This window comes from Paraburkholderia sp. J41 (genome assembly GCF_905220235.1).
Taxonomy (GTDB): domain Bacteria; phylum Pseudomonadota; class Gammaproteobacteria; order Burkholderiales; family Burkholderiaceae; genus Paraburkholderia.
In genome coordinates, this window is sequence record NZ_CAJMZE010000007.1 from 98,053 (window position 1) to 116,558 (window position 18,506).

General features: G+C 63.2%; 17 protein-coding genes. 4 read left to right on the plus strand and 13 right to left on the minus strand.

Translation table 11 applies throughout. From position 1 onward, the window contains the following. Nucleotides 1-52: 52 nt before the first annotated feature. The 7 genes from U5805_RS09365 to U5805_RS09395 all read right to left on the minus strand — a co-directional run bounded on the left by U5805_RS09365 (nt 53) and on the right by U5805_RS09395 (nt 7,945). Nucleotides 53-1,096, minus strand: coding sequence for an amidohydrolase family protein (locus U5805_RS09365; protein ID WP_322103191.1), 1,044 nt, complete (start codon nt 1,094-1,096; stop codon nt 53-55). A gap of 25 nt (nt 1,097-1,121) precedes the next feature. Continuing rightward, nucleotides 1,122-2,075, minus strand: a complete 954-nt coding sequence (locus U5805_RS09370) for a PDR/VanB family oxidoreductase (protein ID WP_322103192.1) — start codon at nt 2,073-2,075, stop codon at nt 1,122-1,124. Further along, nucleotides 2,068-2,499, minus strand: a complete 432-nt coding sequence (locus tag U5805_RS09375; protein WP_322103193.1) for a hypothetical protein — start codon at nt 2,497-2,499, stop codon at nt 2,068-2,070. The genes U5805_RS09370 and U5805_RS09375 overlap by 8 nt, the downstream gene beginning before the upstream one ends. Nucleotides 2,500-2,501: 2 nt before the next feature. Next, nucleotides 2,502-3,503 carry a zinc-dependent alcohol dehydrogenase gene (locus U5805_RS09380; protein ID WP_322103194.1) on the minus strand — a complete coding sequence of 334 codons (1,002 nt, stop codon included), beginning with the start codon at nt 3,501-3,503 and terminating at the stop codon, nt 2,502-2,504. Between the two features lie 111 nt (nt 3,504-3,614). Next, nucleotides 3,615-5,171 carry a Rieske 2Fe-2S domain-containing protein gene (locus U5805_RS09385; RefSeq protein ID WP_322103195.1) on the minus strand — a complete coding sequence of 519 codons (1,557 nt, stop codon included), beginning with the start codon at nt 5,169-5,171 and terminating at the stop codon, nt 3,615-3,617. Nucleotides 5,172-5,409: 238 nt separating this feature from the next. Then, nucleotides 5,410-6,732, minus strand: a complete 1,323-nt coding sequence (locus U5805_RS09390) for an MFS transporter (protein ID WP_322103196.1) — start codon at nt 6,730-6,732, stop codon at nt 5,410-5,412. Between the two features lie 64 nt (nt 6,733-6,796). Further along, on the minus strand, nt 6,797-7,945 hold the full coding sequence (locus tag U5805_RS09395; RefSeq protein ID WP_322103197.1) for a porin: 1,149 nt from the start codon (nt 7,943-7,945) through the stop codon (nt 6,797-6,799). Between the two features lie 301 nt (nt 7,946-8,246). Between U5805_RS09395 and U5805_RS09400 the strand changes: the two genes are divergently transcribed. Next, nucleotides 8,247-9,047 carry an IclR family transcriptional regulator gene (locus tag U5805_RS09400; RefSeq protein ID WP_322103198.1) on the plus strand — a complete coding sequence of 267 codons (801 nt, stop codon included), beginning with the start codon at nt 8,247-8,249 and terminating at the stop codon, nt 9,045-9,047. A 192-nt stretch (nt 9,048-9,239) separates the two neighbouring features. On the opposite strand, the gene U5805_RS09405 is transcribed toward U5805_RS09400, so the two are convergent. The 4 genes from U5805_RS09405 to U5805_RS09420 all read right to left on the minus strand — a co-directional run bounded on the left by U5805_RS09405 (nt 9,240) and on the right by U5805_RS09420 (nt 13,789). Next, nucleotides 9,240-10,106, minus strand: coding sequence for an ABC transporter permease subunit (locus U5805_RS09405; RefSeq protein ID WP_322103199.1), 867 nt, complete (start codon nt 10,104-10,106; stop codon nt 9,240-9,242). Further along, nucleotides 10,106-10,894, minus strand: coding sequence for a taurine ABC transporter ATP-binding protein (locus tag U5805_RS09410; protein ID WP_322103200.1), 789 nt, complete (start codon nt 10,892-10,894; stop codon nt 10,106-10,108). Before U5805_RS09410 ends, U5805_RS09405 begins: the two co-directional genes overlap by 1 nt. Before the next feature lie 67 nt (nt 10,895-10,961). Further along, nucleotides 10,962-11,951: a taurine ABC transporter substrate-binding protein gene (tauA, locus tag U5805_RS09415; RefSeq protein ID WP_322103355.1), complete on the minus strand. Its 990-nt coding sequence runs from the start codon at nt 11,949-11,951 to the stop codon at nt 10,962-10,964. A gap of 338 nt (nt 11,952-12,289) precedes the next feature. Then, entirely contained in the window at nt 12,290-13,789 is a 1,500-nt protein-coding gene (locus U5805_RS09420; RefSeq protein WP_322103201.1) for a PLP-dependent aminotransferase family protein, read from the minus strand. Nucleotides 13,790-13,888: 99 nt separating this feature from the next. Between U5805_RS09420 and U5805_RS09425 the strand changes: the two genes are divergently transcribed. Both U5805_RS09425 and U5805_RS09430 read left to right on the plus strand, forming a co-directional pair. After that, on the plus strand, nt 13,889-15,241 hold the full coding sequence (locus tag U5805_RS09425) for an aminotransferase class III-fold pyridoxal phosphate-dependent enzyme (protein WP_322103202.1): 1,353 nt from the start codon (nt 13,889-13,891) through the stop codon (nt 15,239-15,241). 7 nt (nt 15,242-15,248) lie between these two features. Beyond that, nucleotides 15,249-15,980, plus strand: a complete 732-nt coding sequence (locus tag U5805_RS09430) for a sulfite exporter TauE/SafE family protein (protein ID WP_322103203.1) — start codon at nt 15,249-15,251, stop codon at nt 15,978-15,980. Nucleotides 15,981-16,259: 279 nt separating this feature from the next. Here the strand turns inward: U5805_RS09430 and U5805_RS09435 are convergent, their stop codons facing one another. After that, a complete protein-coding gene (locus U5805_RS09435) occupies nt 16,260-16,469 on the minus strand; it encodes a dodecin (protein WP_322103204.1) in 210 nt (69 codons plus the stop codon). On the opposite strand from U5805_RS09435, the gene U5805_RS09440 reads away from it, so the two are divergent. Continuing rightward, nucleotides 16,458-16,964, plus strand: coding sequence for a hypothetical protein (locus tag U5805_RS09440; protein WP_322103205.1), 507 nt, complete (start codon nt 16,458-16,460; stop codon nt 16,962-16,964). The genes U5805_RS09435 and U5805_RS09440 overlap by 12 nt on opposite strands. Here the strand turns inward: U5805_RS09440 and U5805_RS09445 are convergent. Further along, nucleotides 16,883-18,436: a sensor histidine kinase gene (locus U5805_RS09445; RefSeq protein WP_322103206.1), complete on the minus strand. Its 1,554-nt coding sequence runs from the start codon at nt 18,434-18,436 to the stop codon at nt 16,883-16,885. The genes U5805_RS09440 and U5805_RS09445 overlap by 82 nt on opposite strands. Nucleotides 18,437-18,506 lie beyond the last annotated feature (70 nt).

Here is an 18,506-nt window from a genome sequence, read left to right on the forward strand (position 1 = left end):
GCCATCTCTTTGGTCGACCGCGCCGCCAACGTGACGCGGCCCCGGCATAGCCTCAGGCGATGCCGAACACGCGTTCGGCGTTGGTCTGGAAGAACCGCTTCTTGTCTTCGTCGCTGATGTTCAGGTTGTCGAGTTGCACAACCTGTTCGTTGACGTGCTGGTACGGGTAGTCCATCGCGTACATCACGCGCTCGGCGCCCATGAAGTCCATCACATACTTGATCGGCTTTTCTTCCACGAAGCCCGAAGTCGTGATCGTGAAATTGTCCTTCAGGTACTCGCTCGGCTTGCGGCCGATCGGCTTCATCGACTCATAGCGGTTCGACTTGACCGTTGCCTGATGCATGTAGTCGATGCGGTCGGCCTGGAACACCAGCGTTTCTCCCAGGTGGCCCAGAATGACTTGCAGCTTGGGGAAACGGTCGAATACGCCTGCCGTGATCAGGCGCAGTGCGTGCATGCCGGTTTCGACCGTGAAGCCGAAGATCGCGCCATCCAGGCCCTTTTCGAGCATCGGGCCGATCATGTCGCGCGGCGGCGTATTCGGATGCAGGTACAGCGGCTGGCCGGCGGCTTCGGCGGCGGCGAAGATCTCCGCGCAGGCGGGATCGTCCAGATAGGCGCCATGCGTATGCGAGTTCACGATGATGCCCTTCAGGCCCAATGCCGTCGCGCGCTCGATTTCCTTCGCGGCTTCGGCGGGATTCTGCGGCGCGATCGCGATCATGCCGGTAAACCGGTCGGGATGATGCTTGCAGGCTTCGGCCAGTTCGTCGTTGGCGACCTTGACGAACGAAACCGCCGTTTCCGAATCCAGAACCTGCACGCCGGGGCTCGTCAGGGCGATAACCTGGCGGTCGATGCCCGACTCGTCCATGTGCGCGAGGCGCTGTTCGCCCAGATCGGTCAGGCACTTCATGATGTGCTGCGGGCGCGCGGCCTGCGAGGACATGTAGAAGCCGATCAGGCTGTTGAAGCCGGGATCGCAGTCCGGCGAAGCGAGAACCTTTTTCCAGAGATCGAGCATTTCGACAGGGCAAAATGCTTCTTCGGTGGCGATGCGCTTGTAGTTCGGGTTCTTCTCGACTTTGACCATGATTGATTGTCTCTAATGAATTGGTTTAAATGTCCAGCGTCAGGGTGTGAGTCGATGCGCGAGAAATGCAAGGGAGCATCTGGTCATTTTTCGCTTTCTCCGCATCGTTCAGGAACAGGTCGTTATGGATCGGCGTGCCATCCAGAACCCTTGTCAGGCAGGTGCCGCAAATGCCCTGTTCACAGGAAACGCAAACTTCCACGCCGGCGGCGCTCAAGGCATCGGTAATGGATTGGTCCGGTCCAACCCATACGCGCTTGCCGCTTCTGGCCGCGATGACTTCAAATCCGCCGTCCGTCACTTCAACAGGTTCGGCCGAGAAGTATTCGAAATGAACCGTCTCTTTCGACCAGTCCTTGCAGCGCTGCCGGATGGCCTCCATGAACGGCCCCGGACCACAGAAGTACACGTGCTGGCCCGGTTCCGGACGCGCCAGAAGCTCGTCCAACTGGTCACCCGTAGCTTGTGCATCGAGTCCCAGGTGAAAATGCATGCGTCCGAAATCGAGTTCGGCGTCCGTGCGCAGCAGCGTTTCGGAGAACGCAAGATGCTCCGACGAGCGAGCGAAATAATGCAGCGTGAACGCCGTATTCCGCGCCTTCAATTGATGCATCATCGCGACAAGCGGCGTGATGCCGATACCGGCGCCGATAAGCAATGCGGGACCATTGCCGGCGTCCAGGGCAAACAGATTGCGTGGCTCGCTGATCTGAAGGCAGTCGCCTTCCTTCAGCGCATGCACCGCTTTCGAGCCGCCCCGCGATTGCGCTTCCAGTTTTACGCCGATGAGATAGGCCGAAGTGTCGGCCGGATCGCCGCAAAGCGAATATTGCCGCGCAACGCCACCCACATGCACGTCGATATGTGCGCCCGCCTCGAAGGGAGGCAATGCCGCCCCCGTTCGACTCACGAGACGCAACGATTTGATATCCGTTGCCTCTTCCGTGATTTTTTCGACAATGACATCGATCTTACTCATCCGAAACCTTTGCTATTTTGGCCCAGCGAAAACCCGGCGACTTTCGATGATTAAGATAACTACCCTCTTGGGTCACCGTTGTCTCCAATACGAACCGCTCTGCAATTAGCGCGCGCCTGAATAAATTCTCGTGAATAACAACCGGGCTAACGATGATCACACGCTCGAAAGCGACTTTGCCTTGCAGGCGTTGCCAGAACAGCGTTTCCACTATTTCCGCGAGGCCGTTTCCGGCAACACCGCAACAGATGCAGCCCGCTTCGTCGGGCGTAGCGGAGACTCCCACCACGAAATCATGGTCGATCCGCATCTCGCCCGGATCGACTTCGATAACGGCTGCGCCATTCAAGGACATATCGCCTGGCAACGCCTTTCCCGACGCGCCCACGAACACCGTTATCGGGATTTTCCTGATGGGAGCCATGCTTATGTCGTCGGCACCACGCTACAGTGGATAGCCGGGTCGCGCTTGCCCGCAACCGTGTGCAACGCTTCGGTCAACGAAGACAGGTTGAACGTATGCGTACACATCTTGTCGAGTGCGAAGCGGCCCGAAGCAATGATGCCGATCGCCATTTCCACCGCGTCGTAGCTGTGGCCGCGAACGCCGATGATGCTGATCGCCTTTTTAAAGATCACGTCGCTTTCGAAGTTCTCGATAGGCACGCCCTTACGGCCGCCGAGGAGCACGCGCCCGCCCTTGCGTACGAGATTGATCGCGGAAAGGATCGTTGCGGGGCCGCCCGACGCGCAATCTATGACCACGTCGGCCATGTGACCGCCAGTCATATCGCCGACAGTCTCCAGCAGATCCTGTTCTTCGATATTCACCGTATGCGTTGCACCGAACTCCCGGGCAAGCGCGAGACGATGCGAGTCCGCCGCGAGGCCGGTGACGATGATCACCGACGCGCCCGCTTCCTTCGCCGCGAGCGTACATGCCAGCCCTTGCTGACCCGGTCCCTGAATAACGACCGCATCGCCGATACCGGCCTTGCCTTGCAACACCGCCCACTCCACCCCGTTACCCAGAGGCAGCGCGAGTGTTGCCTGTTCCGCCGAAACGTGATCCGGAATCCGGTGAAATACCGCGCGCGGATGCAGGTATTGGTATTCCGCGTAGCCGCCCCAGAGCGAGGGCGCGATATCAACAGGCGTGGAACCATAACGAATGCCGTTTCCGATCAGCGAGTCCGTTGCGTCACACAAACGGAAATCGCCGGTACGGCAATACTTGCAATAGCCGCACGGAAGATATTCTTCGAGCGTCACCCGGTCGCCGTCCTTGACGCCCCAGCGCTCGAACGTACCTTTGCCCGCGCGCTCCACGCGGCCAACGGTTTCGTGACCGAGAATCATCGGCCCCTTGCTCCTCGTATAGTTCACGAAGTAAGGCCAATCGGAACCGCAGATGCCCGTGCGCTCCACCTTCAGCAGACCGCCGTCGGCAGGAATCTGCGGAACCGGAAATTCCCGCACTTCGGTGACGAGACCGGGCAAGGCGACCGCTGCTTTAATAGTCTGACTCATGCCCGCCCCTTAGATCGAGGTTGGCGCGACACTGGCATCCGCCACGATCTTTTCGCTGGCTGCCGCCAACGTCGTGTCATAAGGGGCTTCGAACGATGCGGGACGGATGTGGTGCGAGGTGGGGTCGAGGCCTGCCAGCGCGCTGTCGTCACCGGCTGCGAGAGCCTGTGCCGTCGCCACCAGCTTGCGGCGGGCCTGGACAATCGCGATATCGGTTGCGACCAGACGTTCCTTCGTGCGGTCGACGATACCGTTCGCGCCAGCCATCGATTCCTGCAACGACGCGTCCTGCATGGCGATGCCCTTGATGCCCGAGTAGTAGCGGCCGGTCTTTTGCTTCTCGCGGTCGATCAGCCAGTCATTGCTCTCGTTCTGAACCGTGTTATGCGTGCCCGGAATCAGTTCGGCATAAATCGAGCCGTAGTCATTCATTGTCTGGATTTCTTCTTCGCTCAGCGCGCGATGCGGCGTATGCGTGAAGTTCCAGGCGAGGCACGAGCTGTCGTCGATCGGCACCCAGTTGTGACCGTGCAGCGGGTGTTCGCCGTACGGCGGGATCATCGTCGAGGACGGAAATACGTACTGCGAAATACGCCAGTACGCGTTGCCTTCCGCCGTCTTGCGCTTCGCGCCGATCAACAGGCCCGCCGGCGACGGCGCGACTTCGAAAATGGGCGCCTTGTCCGCCTGGTTCGACGCGCCCTTGCCGTGGTGCAACGGGTCCTTGTGCAGTTCGCCAGAGTGCAGCGAGGAAACGTGCGAGCTGTCGATACCGCCTTCCATTGCCTGAAGCCAGTTCGAACGCTGGACGCGATAGTTGATGTAGCGATGCGATGCCGGAACCGTTGCCCATTCGAATTCGGGCGCCGCCGGCATCTTGTCCGCCGGACCCATATAAACCCACACCACGTCGCCGACTTCGATGGCCGGATATTCGTTGGCCGTTGCGGGAACCCATTGCGGCTTGAAATCGAGCGCCGGGAGTTCGGCTTGGGCGCCGATATACGCAAAGACAACCCCGCCCGTTTCGACGGTCCGATAGTTCTTCAGTTGGACACGCTCGCACGTCTTGCTGTTTTCGCCTTCGCTGGGCACTTCCACGCACTTGCCGTTCACGTCGAACTTCCAGCCGTGGTACGGGCAGCGAATACCGTTTTCCTCGTTGCGGCCAAAGAACAGCGACACGCGGCGGTGCGCACAAAATTGATCGACCAGACCGATGCGGCCCGACGTGTCACGAAACGCGATCAGCTTTTCCTCACCGATCTGCACGCGCACCGGCGCGCAATCGACATCGGGCAGGTCTTCGGAGAGCAGGACCGGAAGCCAGTTTTCCTGATAGACCACGCCGAGCTCGATATCCGGAACCTGGCGTGTGCGAAACGTCACCTTGCCCGATTCGTCGCGCGAGGCCCACATGTCTTCCGAGAGAATCTTCGAACGCACGGCGATCCTGCCGAGTTCGCGCGAGAGCAGCGCCGGAATCCAGTAACGGCGGAACACGTTGCCAAGAGGCGTGCCTGGGCCAGTCTGCGTGAGGAGTGCGTTTTGTTCGACCGGGGTCATGTGTCTCTTTCCTTCCTAAAAATCGCCAGACTATTCTATGTAGTGGGTATCACATAAGCGCTAACCCGATGAAGTTATTCTAAACACAAAATCTCACTTTGTGCGATTTTTTATTTTTTACGAAACGGCGTTCCCGCGTGCGGGGGACCGCCGCGACCCGGCGCCGGCTCAAGAAAAAAGCGGCCGTGCCCCGTCAAGGGCACGGCCGCCAGGCGTGGTGCGGGGCGCACGGCGCTGCTTATTTGCAGCGGGACATGAACGTGACGGCAACGAAGGAAATGAACGCCGCGCCGGCGGCCATGAACATGATGTCCTGGGGGCCATGATGATTCGCGACCATGCTCGCGCCGATGATCGGGCCGAGAATCGAGCCGATACGGCCCACGCCCATCGCCCAGCCCATGCCGGTGGAGCGGACCTGGGGCGGATAGGAATGGGCGGACAGTCCGTTGACCGCGGATTGCCCCCCGATGATGCAAACTCCGGCGATAAAAATCGCAGGATGCAGAAATTCCGTTCCCACCGCGTAGCCCACCGACGCGATCGCCGCCGTTGCGAGCAGGAAGTTGATCATCAGCACATGTTCGATGCGGAATCGGCGGATCAGGACGGCAAGGACGAGGGAGCCGGGAAGCCCGCCCGATTGCAGCGCCGTGGCGCCGGCGATAGCAACGGCGAGCGCGAGGCCATAACTCCTGAGCAGCGTAGGCAACCAGTTCGACAGAAAGTACAGGTCCAGAAGGTTCGTGAAGTTCACGATCCACAGCAGGACGGTAATCACGCCTTGACGGCCGCTGAAGATGGTTTTCCAGCCGGCCTTGACGTTCGCGTCGCGAGTACACTTGATGAGGTCCGCGGCGTCCTCGGTGTCGATGCCGAAGCGCCGGAGAATCGCGCTGATCCGCGCGACGGGAAGCTCTTTTTTGCTCGCCAGATATTGAATGGATTCGGGCGCGAAACACTGTAGCAGGACGGCGATGACAATCGTCGCCAACCCGCTGAAAAGGAACACCGAGTAGGGGCCGTAATGCGGAATCAGGAAGGACGCGATACCGCCGCCGACGGCTGCCCCAAGAACGAAACCGGTGCATGCGACAGTGACGATGGTCGAGCGGCTCTTGAGCGGAGCATATTCCGAAATCAAGGCCAGCAGCGTCGGCATCAACGTGCCAAGACCGAGGCCGGTGAGAAATCGCAGGACGATCAACTGATCGAGGCTGCGCGCCGTCGCGGTATATGTCACCAGTGCGCCGGCCCAGAGCAGTGCGCCCACCATAACCGGGCGACGACCGAACCGGTCAGCCGCAACGCTCAGGGTAATCGAACCCAGCAACATACCGAGAATGCTGGCGCTAAACACGCGCCCGAGTTCTTTCGGCGGAATATGCAACTGCTGTTTCAGCACAGGTGCAACGTATCCCATCGTTTGCGCGCAGAATCCGTCGAGCATCAGGCCCAGGAAGCAAAGGCCGAACACGACGAAATGGTAGGACTTCAGTGATTGAGCTTCCAGCAATGCGTGCAGCGCTGTGGTGCCACCCGTATGGCGTACTGTTGACATCTTCCTCTCTCATAAATTTGCCCCGCGGAGCCTGTTGCAGATGCCGCGGAGCCACAACGGAAATCTAGAAGTTTTGACGGATTCCCAACATGAAGCCCAACTGCTCCATGCCTGCGCCGGGAGTGGAACCGCCACCGCCCGAGGAGATGGTGTACTGCCCGTGCTTCGAGTTCATCAGATAACCGGTTTGCGCGTAGACTTCGGTGCGCTTCGACAGGTGATAGGCGGCCAGCGCGGCCAGCGCCGTTGCCCGCGTGTCCATCTGGTTGTTGATCACGCGAAACACCGTCCCTTCCAGATCGAATTGCGGAGTGATCGAGTACCGGGCGGCGAGATAAAACGTATCCACGCTCACGCGTTGCGTCTGCGTGAGGACGCGGCGGCCGAGCCAGCCCGCGCCGAGCTTGACCGGCCCGACGAACAGATAACCGTTCCCGTTGATACGGATGTCCTCGTCCGAAGCATGGGACAAGTCGATCGCCGGAAGGCCGTTGTACAGGTTCGCCAGCGCGCCCTTGCCGCCGTGCTGCAATTCATACGACGCGGCCACGCCATAGGCGTTGCGCCTGTCGTACTTGAGCATCGCCGACCAGGCCGTACAACCGATGCCCGCCCCCACGCCGCCGACGCACGTGCCCTGCCCGGGGGAATTGCCGGACCCCTCCGAACTGCCGGAATCGCGAGCGAACGAATAGGTGGCGCCCACCGTCAGGCCGTCGAACGTGCCGTTATAGGCAATGGTGTTATCGGTGCGCGCGTTCGGCAGATAAGAATCCGTCGAGGCCACTGCGTACATCGCCGGGCCCATGATGTTGGCGTCGGTGCCGACGGGGTTGGTCATCGTATATTGACGACCGAACGTGAATTGCCCGTACGGACTGGCGATGCCGACGAAAGCCTGGCGGCCGAACAACCGCCCGCCCTGATTCACGCTGCCGCTACCCAGATTGAAGCCGTTCTCCAGCGTGAAAACCGCCGCATAGCCGCCTCCCAGATCCTCCCTGCCGCGAATGCCCCAACGCGAGGGTATCGTTCCGGTGATCTTTGGCACGCGAACCAGCGAATCACCATTCGCGTTCGCGTGGGTCAGGAATTCCACGCCCGTATCCACGATGCCGTACATGGTCACGGAGGACTGCGCCATTGCCGTTGGTATGCCCAGACTCGCGGCTGCCGCCGCGATGATGAGCTTCGTGAAGGTCTCCGATTTCATTAAAAACCTCATATTCTATTATTCTTCGCGATCAGGGGTCGTAACAAACGTCTTATAAGATGAGACTTTTGTCAGGCGCATATTACGGTAACTTATCGGCAGGGGTAGTTGGGGTTAACGCTGCCCCCGCGTTGATCCGTGCGCTGCCAAACCATGACATCCCAACGCCGGCGGCCCGCCAGCCGGGCGTTGCGCGTCACGATCGCGAATTGGATAGAGGGTTTTTCTGGATACTTCTGGATACAATGGGAGACTTTTCAACCCAGCGCAGTACTACAATCCGGGACAAAACCTCAGCCCTATGACCAGTCTCAACGAGGAATCCGAACACTCCACAGGCCCGGCGCAGTCATCCAGCAGTCTCGAGCGGATGATTTCGGTTCTGGACGTAATCGAGGAAAGCCCGACCGGCCTGACGTTCGACCAGATCAAGGACACGTTGCAGCTCACGCGGGCGACGCTTTATCGTTATGTGAAGATCCTGTCGGAGGCAGGTCTCATTACGTCGCTACCGGATCTGGGGTACACGCTGGGGCCGCGCGTCGCCGAACTCGACTACAAGATGCGGCAGCAAGATCCCCTCATCACCACGGCAAGACCCGTGATGATGGAACTGGCGAAGACGGAACACGGCGTGGTGTTGCTGTGCCGCCGCTATCGCGACAAGGTGCTGTGCGTTCACCAGGAGGGCTCCAGCGACTCGTTTACGAGCGCCTATGAGCGCGGGCGCGATTGGCCCCTTCTGCGCGGCGCCACTTCGCGCATCATCATGGCGCACCTGCCCGGGCGTATCCTGGCGCGCTTGTATGAACAGCGCCCGCAGGAATTCAAGCAGAGCGGCCTGGGCTCGACACTCGACGAAGTGAAGGCGGCGCTGGCAAAGGCCCGCAATCGGGGCTGGAGTTCGAGCACCAGCGAAGTCACGAAAGGCGTGACCGGTATTGCAGCCGCGATATTGGACAATCAGAACGCCGTGGTGGGCAGCCTGAGCGTTTCCATGGCGAGTACGGCAATCAGCGAAGACGAAATATTGCGCATCGCCGAACGCGTGAAATTCTGTGCCCGCATCGTGTCAAACGGGATTTCCAGAATTCGAAAATAGCGGCGTCAGGAAGTTTTCATGCGCGGGGGACTTCCTTCACGGACCGGCGTTCAATCGTGCTCCCATCGCTTCCCCGCGGCGGCCGCGCGATTCTTCCGCGCCGAGCCGCATGCGATGCCATCAAGACTAACGGCGCAACGCACGCGGCACGAGCAAAGGTCGGCGAGACGGCTCGCCGCCTCGCGATCCGCGCTACATCCTTCCTTTCCACGGCGTCAGCACACGCTCCATGCGCCGCATCAGCATGTCGAACGCATAGGCGAGCGCGCCGATGATGAGAATGCCCATCACCACCACGTCCGTGCGCAAGAAGTTCGACGCATTGAGCACCATCTGCCCGATGCCGGCGGTCGCGGCGACCATCTCGGCCGCGACGAGCGTCGTCCAGCCGAAGCCGATAGCGATACGCATGCCGGTGAGAATCTCCGGCAGCGCGGCGGGCAGCACCACGAGCCGCAGCAACTGCCAGCGCGTTGCGCCCAGCGAGCGCGCGGCGTTGATCTGTTCGATTGCGACCGATCGAACTCCCGCTTTCGCCGACATCGCGAGCGGCGCGAAACAGGCGAGGAAAATCAGCGTGATCTTCGCGCTTTCGTCGATCCCGAGCCAGATCACGACCAGCGGCAAATACGCGAGCGGCGGCAGCGGCCGATAGAACTCGATGAGCGGATCGGCGATGCCGCGCGCGATGCGCGACGTGCCCATTGCGATCCCGAGCGGAACGGCCGTCACTACCGCCAGCAGAAACGCCACGATCACGCGTATCACGCTTAGCTCGACGTGCTCCGCGAGCGGCGTGTCGCCTTGCGTGTTGCCCTTGACGGCGCTCACGAACGCGTCGAAAGTCGCGCCCGGCGACGGCAGGAACAGCGGCTTGACCCAGCCGAAATGCGTTGCACAGAACCACAGCGCGATCAGCGCCGCCGTCGTCGCGATGCTGATGACAAGCGTGTCGCCTTCGCCGGGCATGCCGTACGATCTGCGCCTGCGCGCAACGGCTTGCCGCGGCGCGCGAGCCGCTTTTGCGCGTGGCAGCGCATTGCCTTGTGTCGAAGCCATCAGTGCATCTCCTCGGTCGCCGACGTTTCGTGAACGAGCGACAGCACGCGCTCTCGCATCGCGATGAATTCCGCGCTCGCCTTGGTCGCGCGCGCATCGCCCGTCTGGATGTAACGCCGGCTGAACGGCAACGCGATCTCGTGAACGATGCGTCCGGGATTCGGCGCCATGATGACGAGCCGCGTCGCCAGAAAAAGCGCCTCTTCCACGTCGTGCGTGATGAAGAAAAACAGGCGCTCGCCGTCGGCCCAAAGCCGCAGCAACAGTTCCTGGATCGATTCGCGCGTGAACGCGTCGAGCGCGCCGAGCGGCTCGTCGAGCAGCATGACCTGCGGCGACGAGGCAATCGCGCGCGCCACGCCCACGCGCTGCTGCATGCCGCCCGACAACTCGTACACAGGCTTGTCCGCGACTTGCGCGAGCCCTACGCGGCGCAGGCATTCCATGCCCACGCGGCGCCGCTCGTGCAGCGCGATGCCGCGCAGTTTCAGCCCGAATTCGACGTTCTCGATCACGTTCATCCACGGCATCAGCGCATGCTTCTGGAACACCACGCCGCGCTCGTGACCCGGTCCCTCGATGATGCGGCCGTCGAGCCGAACCTCGCCGAGCGTCGGTGCGACGAAGCCCGCGATGGTGTTGAGCAGCGTGGTCTTGCCGCAACCGGACGCGCCGAGCGCGACGACGAATTCGCCGGGCGCGATCGACAGCGAGACATCGCGCAGCGCGAGATGCGCCGGCCCCTTGCGCGCCGGATACTCGACGCTGAGTTCGTTGATTTCCAGCATGTGCGTGAGCGTAGTCGTGGATGAAGTGGATCAACGCGGATGAACTGAACGCCGCAGGGCGAACGCCTTACTGCGCCGACATCGCGCGCTTCACGTATTTGTCGGTGACGCCCACGGAGTAGTCCGGCAAGGTCGACTGCAACGTCTTCTGCTCCTTGAGGAAAGTCGCCGTGGCAAGCAGGGACTTCGCCGCGCCGCCCGCGCTGCCGCCGCCGAGCCACGCCTGCGACGCCTGCTGCTGCGGCGTCAGAAACTGATACAGCGCCAGCGACGAAGCCACGTCCTGCGGCGCGCCGCCCGACACGGCCGCGACGGCCTTGCCCTGCGCGGAATCGCCGTTCCATTGGTCCGGATGCGCGCGATACGCGGCATCGCCCTGCGCGAGAATTTTTACGAACGCGGTCATGAATTGCGGGTTGTCGTTGGCCCAGTCGCGATTCACGACGAAACCGTCGAACGTCGCGAGCCCGGTTTGCGCGGCAATCTTGCCCGACGTCGTGAGCACCGTGCCGCTCTGCTCCACGCGGTCGAGCACCGGATTCCACACGTAGGCCGCGTCGATATCGCCGCGCTCCCACGCCGCCGCGATTTCCGCGGGACGCATGTTCAGCACCTTGACGTCGCCGGGTTGCAGGCCCGCCTGCTTGAGCGCGAGCAGTGCATGGAAGTGGCTGGTGGAAACGAACGGTACGCCAAGCCGCTTGCCCTTCAGTTGCGTGACGCTCGTCACGCCCGAGCCCTTGCGCGCGACCAGCGCCTCGGCGTCGTTGATGTTGTCCAGAATCCAGAACAGCTCGATCGGCAAACCCTGGCTCAGCCCCGCCGCGACCGGGCTCGATCCCGCCTCGCCGAGCTGCACGTTGCCCGAGGCCATCGCGCGAATGACGTCGCCGCCGCCGCCGAACTTGCGATAGCTGACCTTGTAGCCGGTTTCCTTGCCCGCTTCGTCGAGCTGCTGCGCATAGCGCCACGGCACCATCATGTCCTGATACGCGATCGTCACTTCCTTGTCGGCGGCATTGGCCGGAGCCGCCTGAACCGACAGGCACGCCAGCATCACCGACGTAACCGCGCTTGCCACACGACGCCCCGATGCCAGGTTCGATACAGCCGATAACGCGCGCTGGACGAATGTTTTCATTCGATGTTCCTCGATTGTTGGATGAGCTGAAGTCATGGCCGCGTCCGCACGGCAACGCGCCGCCGCCACGGTTCAGTCAATGCACGATTCCGACCAGGAGATGGTGCCAGCGCAACTTATCCATTGGTCCAGCGTCACGGCTGGCCGCGCGTGCAACGGCGGCCGACCGTCAGCACGACGAAACTTGTACGGCACGCTCCAGTCGGGTGCGCATGCGCGCATGCTTGTGCGCGCATGCACCACGGCAACACGCCTCACCGCGTGTGGTGCGCGACGATCCTCGCCAGTTCGCGAATGCCGGCGTCGATGCGTTCGAGCGGAATCGACGAAAAGCCCAGCCGAATGAACGGCTCCGTCATCGCACGATGAAAGAACGGCTCGCCCGGATCGAACAGCACGCCCTGCGCGATGCACGCAGCGCGCAACGCAAGCGTGTCGACGCGGCCCGGCAGACGCAGCCAGATCGACGAGCCGCCGTGCGGCGCGCCGAATGAGGCATCGGGGAGATAGCGCTGCAAGGCATGACTGACCGCGGCCGCTCGCGCGGTCAAGGTCTCGCGCATCTGATGAAGCAGGCGGTCATAGTGGCCCTGCTGGATGAACAAGGCGGCGGCCAACTGGTTGTTGCCCGGCGGCTGCCGCAGCATGAGCCTGCGCAGCACGCGCAGCTTCGCGATCACGGGCGCGGGCGCAACCACGTAACCGAGCCGCAGTCCCGGCGCCAGCATCTTCGACAGGCTGCTCAGGTAGATCACGCGGTCCGACTTGTCGATGGCCTTCAGCGCCGGCAGCGGCTGGCCGACGTATTGTGTCTCGGGGTCGTAGTCGTCCTCGAAAATCACCTGATCGCGATGCGCGGCGCGTTCGAGCAGCGCAACGCGCCGGTCCGTGCTCATCGTCACGCCGGTGGGACATTGATGGCTCGGCGTGCAATACACGTAGTCGCACGCGGCGAGTTCCGCCGACAAGCTCAGGCCGCGATCGTCGACGGGCAAAGGCTGAACGCTCGCGCTGCGCCGCGCGAAGATATTGCGCGCGTCCATGTATCCGGGGTCTTCGATACCGATCACCGCGCCCGGCAGCGCGAACAACTCGCCCAGCAGATACAGCCCGTGCTGCGTGCCGAGCGTGAGCAGCACCTCGTCGGGCGTCGCGGCGATACCGCGGCGCGGCAGCACGCGCCGGATCAATTGATCGATGAGCAGCGGCGAGTCGCTGCCCTGCCCGTCCTGCCCCCACGCCTCGACCGCGCCGACTTCCAGCGCCTGGCGGCTGCATTCGCGCCAGTCGGAAAGCGGGAACAACCTCGGATCGAACTGACCGTACACGAACGGGTAGCGAAAGCGCCGCCAGCCTTCGGGCCGGTCGAGCCAGCGCAGCGCGCGATGCCCCGCCTCCGCGCGCGCCATGCGCGCATTCCAGTCGGGCCGCTCGGGCGCATCGTGCGCATGCACGTCGCGCACCTGCACGCGCTCAATGCCGTTGCTGACGAAATAACCGTCCCGCGGCCGCGCCTCCAGAAAGCCGTCCGCCACGAGCCGCTCGTACACGAGCACCACCGTGTTGCGCGACACCGCAGCCAGTTGCGCCAGCTCGCGCCCCGAAGGCAAACGCAGCCCGGTCGGCAGGCGACCGTCGAGAATCGCGCCGACCAGCGCCGTGCGCAACTGAACCTGCAAGGGCGGCCCGTCCCCCGCATGCAACCGCGCCGGCAATAACTGCCGCCACATCAGCTCGTATTCGCCCAGTCGCACGCGGCGTCCTCGCTGGCACCATGAATTGATATTGCTGGCATTATGCTGGCGCCAAAAATCTTGCAATCATGGCCACAACCTTTTTCCAGGAACCGCGCCATGAGCACACCCGCAATCGAACGCACGCCGACGCGCTCGCCCGAGCCGGGCGCCGCCGTTTCGATGCAGCACCAATGGCTGCCCTTCACGCCGAACCGCGAATTCAAGGGCGATCCGAAGCTGTTCGGCCGCGCGAAGGACCAGTATTTCTACGATCTCGAAGGCCGCGCCATTCTGGATGCGGGCAGCGGCCTTTTTACGACGCCCGCCGGACACTGCCGCGCGGAAATCGCCGAAGCGGTGCATGCGCAACTGCTCGAACTGGATTTCACGCCGAGCTTTCTGCGCGCGCATCCCAAGTCCTTCGTGTTGTCGAACCGGTTGGCGGCGCTGCTGCCGGAGAACATCGACAAGCTGTTTTTCGTCAATTCGGGGTCCGAAGCAATCGACACCGCGATGAAGATCGCGCTCGCCTATCAACGGGCGAAGGGCGCATCCGGGCGCACGATGTTCGTGTCGCGCGAGCGCGCGTACCACGGCGTGAATTTTGGCGGCGTGGCGCTGTCCGGCATGGTCAACAACCGCCGCGCGTACGGGAACCTCGTGCATGGCGTGGTGCATATGCGCGACACGTGGATGGAAGCCAACCGCTTCGCGCTCGGCGAGCCGCAACATGGCCGCGAGCGCGCCGACGATCTTCTGCGCCTCATCCAGTTGCACGGCGCGGAGAACATTGCGGCATGCGTGGTCGAGCCGATCGCGGGATCGACGGGCGTGCTGGTGCCGCCGGCCGGCTATCTGCAACGGCTGCGCGAGATTTGCACGGCGCACGGCATCCTGCTCGTGTTCGACGAAGTGATCTGCGGCTTCGGCCGCACCGGCGCGCCGTTCGCCGCGCAAAGCTTCGGCGTGACGCCCGACATCATCACGATGGCGAAAGCCATCACCAACGGCGCGGTGCCGATGGCCGCCGTCGCCGTCTCGAACGCTGTGCATGACGCCATCGTCGATGCCGCGCCCGACGGCGCTATCGAATTCTTCCACGGCTATACGTGGTCGGCGCATCCGGTTTCGTGCGCGGCCGCGCTCGCGGCGCTCGACATTTATCGCGACGAGAAACTGTTCGAGCGCGCGCGCGATCTTTCGGGCTATTTCCTCGAACAGATCGCAACGCTGCGAGAACTGCCGATCGTCACCGACACGCGCGGCTACGGCATGATCGCGGGCATCGACGTGCAGTCGGACGGCGCGCCGGGCCATCGCGGTCACGTCTTGCAGAAAATGCTGTTCGATCGCGGCCTGCATCTCAAGACGACCGGCGATTGCGCGATCGTCGCGCCGCAGTTCGTCTTCACCCGCGAGCACATCGACACGACCGTGCGCATCCTGCGCGAGACCATCGCTTCGCTGTAGGCAGGCCGTGCAGGCCCTGTATCCGTCCGCGACGATCGCCGCGCTCGCGGCCATCGCGGCGCTCGCGGGCATGGCGAAAGGACTCACGGGCTTTGGCGGCGCACTGGTGATGGCGCCGCTTTTCAGCCTGCTGATCGCGGTGCCGGACGCGGGCGTGCTGATCGTGCTCGTGCATGCCGCCACGTCGCTGCAAGGCTGGCGTCAGTGGAAGGCGCAGGCGAACTGGCGCGCGGTGGTGCCGCTCGGCGTGGTCGCGGTGCTGTGCGCGGGCGCGTGTGCGCATGCGTTCGCCCATGTCGACGTGCGCACGACACGGCGTCTGCTCGCGTGCGCGGTTCTCGCCGCCACGGCAATGCATCTCGCGGGCTGGCGCTGGCGTCACGGCGGCGGCTGGATACCCACGCTCGGCGCGGGCTTGGCCAGCGGCGCGTTGACGGCGCTCGGCGGTCTGGGCGGGCCGCCCGCGTTCTACTACTTCGCGGGGGGCGCCAGCGGCGTTTCGCTGCGCGCGAATCTGCTCGGCTTCTTCGCGCTGCTGTTCTGCGGCTCGGTGGCGGCGCTCGCGCTCGAAGGCCGGGTGTCGTTCGCGCACGTCACGACGGCCGTGTGGCTGCTGCCCGCATTTGCCGCGGGCGTGACGATCGGCGAGCGCGCGGGCAGGCGCTTGCCGGCGCGCTGGTTCGACCGTGCGGTGACGGCGTTGCTGTTCGCATCGGCAATGGTGGCGCTGCTTTCCTGATAGGGCTGCCTGAGCGGCCGCCGTTCTCGCGCGGTTCGCCGTCGCCTTATTCAGTCAGCGCAAAGCGCACCGCTTCACGGCGTCGCGCACAGCGATCAGCCGGTTCGCGCGTCGATGCCGATTCGGAAACCGCGTCGCGCGACGCAAGGGCGCCGGGCCTCACGACGACGAAAAAGCGAGACGAACCCGACGCCAGGCATGTTGACGGGTCGCCTCGTATCGGCGCGGCGCGGCTCAATCGAGATTGGCTCTTGGCCGCGCGCGTCGCGTGCGGCACCGTCAGTCCTCGACGCGCAGCCCAACCTTGATCGTCACTTGCCAGTAGGCAATCTTGCCCTCTTCGATCTGGCCGCGCGTGTCGGTAACTTCGAACCAGTGCAGGTTGTGCAGCGTTTTCGATGCCTTGGCGATGGCGTTGCGAATCGCTTCGTCGGTCGAAGTCTTCGACGAGCCGGTAAGTTCTATCTGCTTGTAGACATGATCAGACATGGCGTCCTCCAGAAAGGCGATGGGAAAAGAACGGCTGCGCAGGCTGCCGCCACACTCAAGACGGCTGCATGGTGCGTGCCCGGGCCGCATCGGCAAGGAATCGGCAAAGAATCGGCAATGCCGGCCTTTCGTCCACGCGAGATCCACGATGCCGCCCAGGTTGCGTTTCCCGGACGAAGCGCGAGCGCCGCGACGCCAACGCCGGCGCTCAAAAACCCGCAACGAATGCCGGGCACGCCCGTGCTTTCGCCGATCGGCCGCTATGTGCGCGCGGAGAAAATGGCATCGTCAGTCGGGTATTGGCTCGCGCCGCAAGCGGGCGCCGTCACCGCGCGGCAAATCATGCTCTACGGAAGAAGTTGGCGCCGAGAGGCGACGTTGCAACGCCTCATAGGCGACGCGCTTGCCGGGCCCTACGACATGAGCGGCAGCGTTACCGTGAAAACGGAACCGTGCCCCACGCCGCGGCTCGTCGCGCTCACGGTGCCGCCATGAAGCTGGACGATGTGCTTGACGAGCCACAGCCCGAGCCCCAGGCCACCGGCGCGTCCGCTCGAACTCGGGTCAATCTGGACGAACCGTTCGAAGATCAAAGGCAATTGTTCCGATGCAATGCCGCGCCCGGTATCTTCGACTGTCAAACGCGCCGACGCGCCGTCGACCGATACGGCGATCTCGATGCTGCCTTCTTCCGTGAATTTGATCGCGTTGGAAAGCAGGTTCCAGACAACCTGGCGCATGCGGCCGTCGTCGCCCATCACAATGCAGGAAGCGACGTTCGCGGCGCTCAACGTGAGGTTTTTCCGTTCCGCCTGCTTGCGGACGTCTTCCGCCGCCAGGGTGGCGAGCGCCCCGAGGTCGAGCGGTTGCAGTTGCACCGAGAGCTTGCCCGCCGCAATCGCCCCGCTGTCCAGCAGGTCATCGACCATCAGCGACAACTGACGCCCGTTTCGACGAATCGCATCGCCGGCCTTGGTGACGGCCGACGGGTCCGCCGAGAGCCGCAAAAGCTCCGCCCATGAAATGATCGCGTTCAACGGCGAGCGAAGTTCGTGGCTGACCGCGGCGACGAATTCGTCCATGGTGCGGGCAAGCGCTTCGCTTTGCTCGCGGGCGTATCGCTCCGCGTCCGCCAGCGCCGAAGCTTCGAGTTCGCGAGTCTTGCGCGCGGTGATGTCCAGCGTGATACCGCTCACGTAGCGCACGCCACCGTCCTTTTCGGCAGTGGCCGTTCCTCGAACCAGCACCCAGCGCGGTCCATCCCCCTGCTCGACGCGGTGCTCGATTTCGAACGGCTCGCCCGCTTGAGTCAGCGATTGCGCGGGGTGTGCGGGGTGTGCGGGATGGGCATCGGCCGTTTCGCCCAGGAGCCGCGAGCGGGACAGTTGCGTGGCATGCTCCAGCGCGAGATCGCGAAGGCACGGGTCATTGCACTCCACGTTGCCCGTGGCCAGGTCAAGCCGCCAGGCTCCCAGCCCCGCCGCCGCGAGCACGATTTCGGAAAGACGCATCGGCGAGCTTCGCTCCTCGCCGGTTTCTTCCGCGATAATCTGGCGCAACCGTGCATACGAGCGCAACTTTGCGTTCGCCAGCCGTTCGGAGTCGCGAACGGCCACCTGGGCGGTCACGTCCTCGAAGCGGAGAACGATCAACGGCGGCCGGTCTTGCGCGGCAGGCATTGCCGAAAAGTGCATGTGCCAATAGCGCCGGCGCTCGCCGCCCCCTTGCTGCCGGGACCGGATGTCGAGCCTGAACATCGGCGATTGACGCAACTGGCGCAACTGACTGTCCGCCACCTGGGCCGCGACGGCCCGCAGCAAGTCGTCGCTCACCCCAAAGGAGCCGGATGACTCCGCATCCTCGAACAACTCGCGCCAGGCGGCGTTCGCGCCGGCAAACGCCAGTTCGCCGTCGAGAACGAGATAGGGGTCGCACAGATGTTCCAGGAAGGACAGAACCTCGATCACGAAGCGGCTCCGCACCGTGCGCGGCAATGCGCCGGGGACGAATGGTTCAGTTTAATTTCAGGCCTCCGCG

Excerpts from the sequence above, each read along its gene's own strand:
- U5805_RS09365 (WP_322103191.1), bottom strand. The coding sequence starts at position 1,096 with ATGGTCAAAGTCGAGAAGAACCCGAACTACAAGCGCATCGCCACCGAA.
- U5805_RS09370 (WP_322103192.1), bottom strand. The coding sequence starts at position 2,075 with ATGAGTAAGATCGATGTCATTGTCGAAAAAATCACGGAAGAGGCAACG.
- U5805_RS09375 (WP_322103193.1), bottom strand. The coding sequence starts at position 2,499 with ATGGCTCCCATCAGGAAAATCCCGATAACGGTGTTCGTGGGCGCGTCG.
- U5805_RS09385 (WP_322103195.1), bottom strand. The coding sequence starts at position 5,171 with ATGACCCCGGTCGAACAAAACGCACTCCTCACGCAGACTGGCCCAGGC.
- U5805_RS09390 (WP_322103196.1), bottom strand. The coding sequence starts at position 6,732 with ATGTCAACAGTACGCCATACGGGTGGCACCACAGCGCTGCACGCATTG.
- U5805_RS09395 (WP_322103197.1), bottom strand. The coding sequence starts at position 7,945 with ATGAAATCGGAGACCTTCACGAAGCTCATCATCGCGGCGGCAGCCGCG.
- U5805_RS09400 (WP_322103198.1), top strand. The coding sequence starts at position 8,247 with ATGACCAGTCTCAACGAGGAATCCGAACACTCCACAGGCCCGGCGCAG.
- U5805_RS09405 (WP_322103199.1), bottom strand. The coding sequence starts at position 10,106 with ATGGCTTCGACACAAGGCAATGCGCTGCCACGCGCAAAAGCGGCTCGC.
- U5805_RS09410 (WP_322103200.1), bottom strand. The coding sequence starts at position 10,894 with ATGCTGGAAATCAACGAACTCAGCGTCGAGTATCCGGCGCGCAAGGGG.
- tauA (WP_322103355.1), bottom strand. The coding sequence starts at position 11,951 with ATGCTGGCGTGCCTGTCGGTTCAGGCGGCTCCGGCCAATGCCGCCGAC.
- U5805_RS09425 (WP_322103202.1), top strand. The coding sequence starts at position 13,889 with ATGAGCACACCCGCAATCGAACGCACGCCGACGCGCTCGCCCGAGCCG.
- U5805_RS09440 (WP_322103205.1), top strand. The coding sequence starts at position 16,458 with ATGATCAGACATGGCGTCCTCCAGAAAGGCGATGGGAAAAGAACGGCT.
- U5805_RS09435 (WP_322103204.1), bottom strand. The coding sequence starts at position 16,469 with ATGTCTGATCATGTCTACAAGCAGATAGAACTTACCGGCTCGTCGAAG.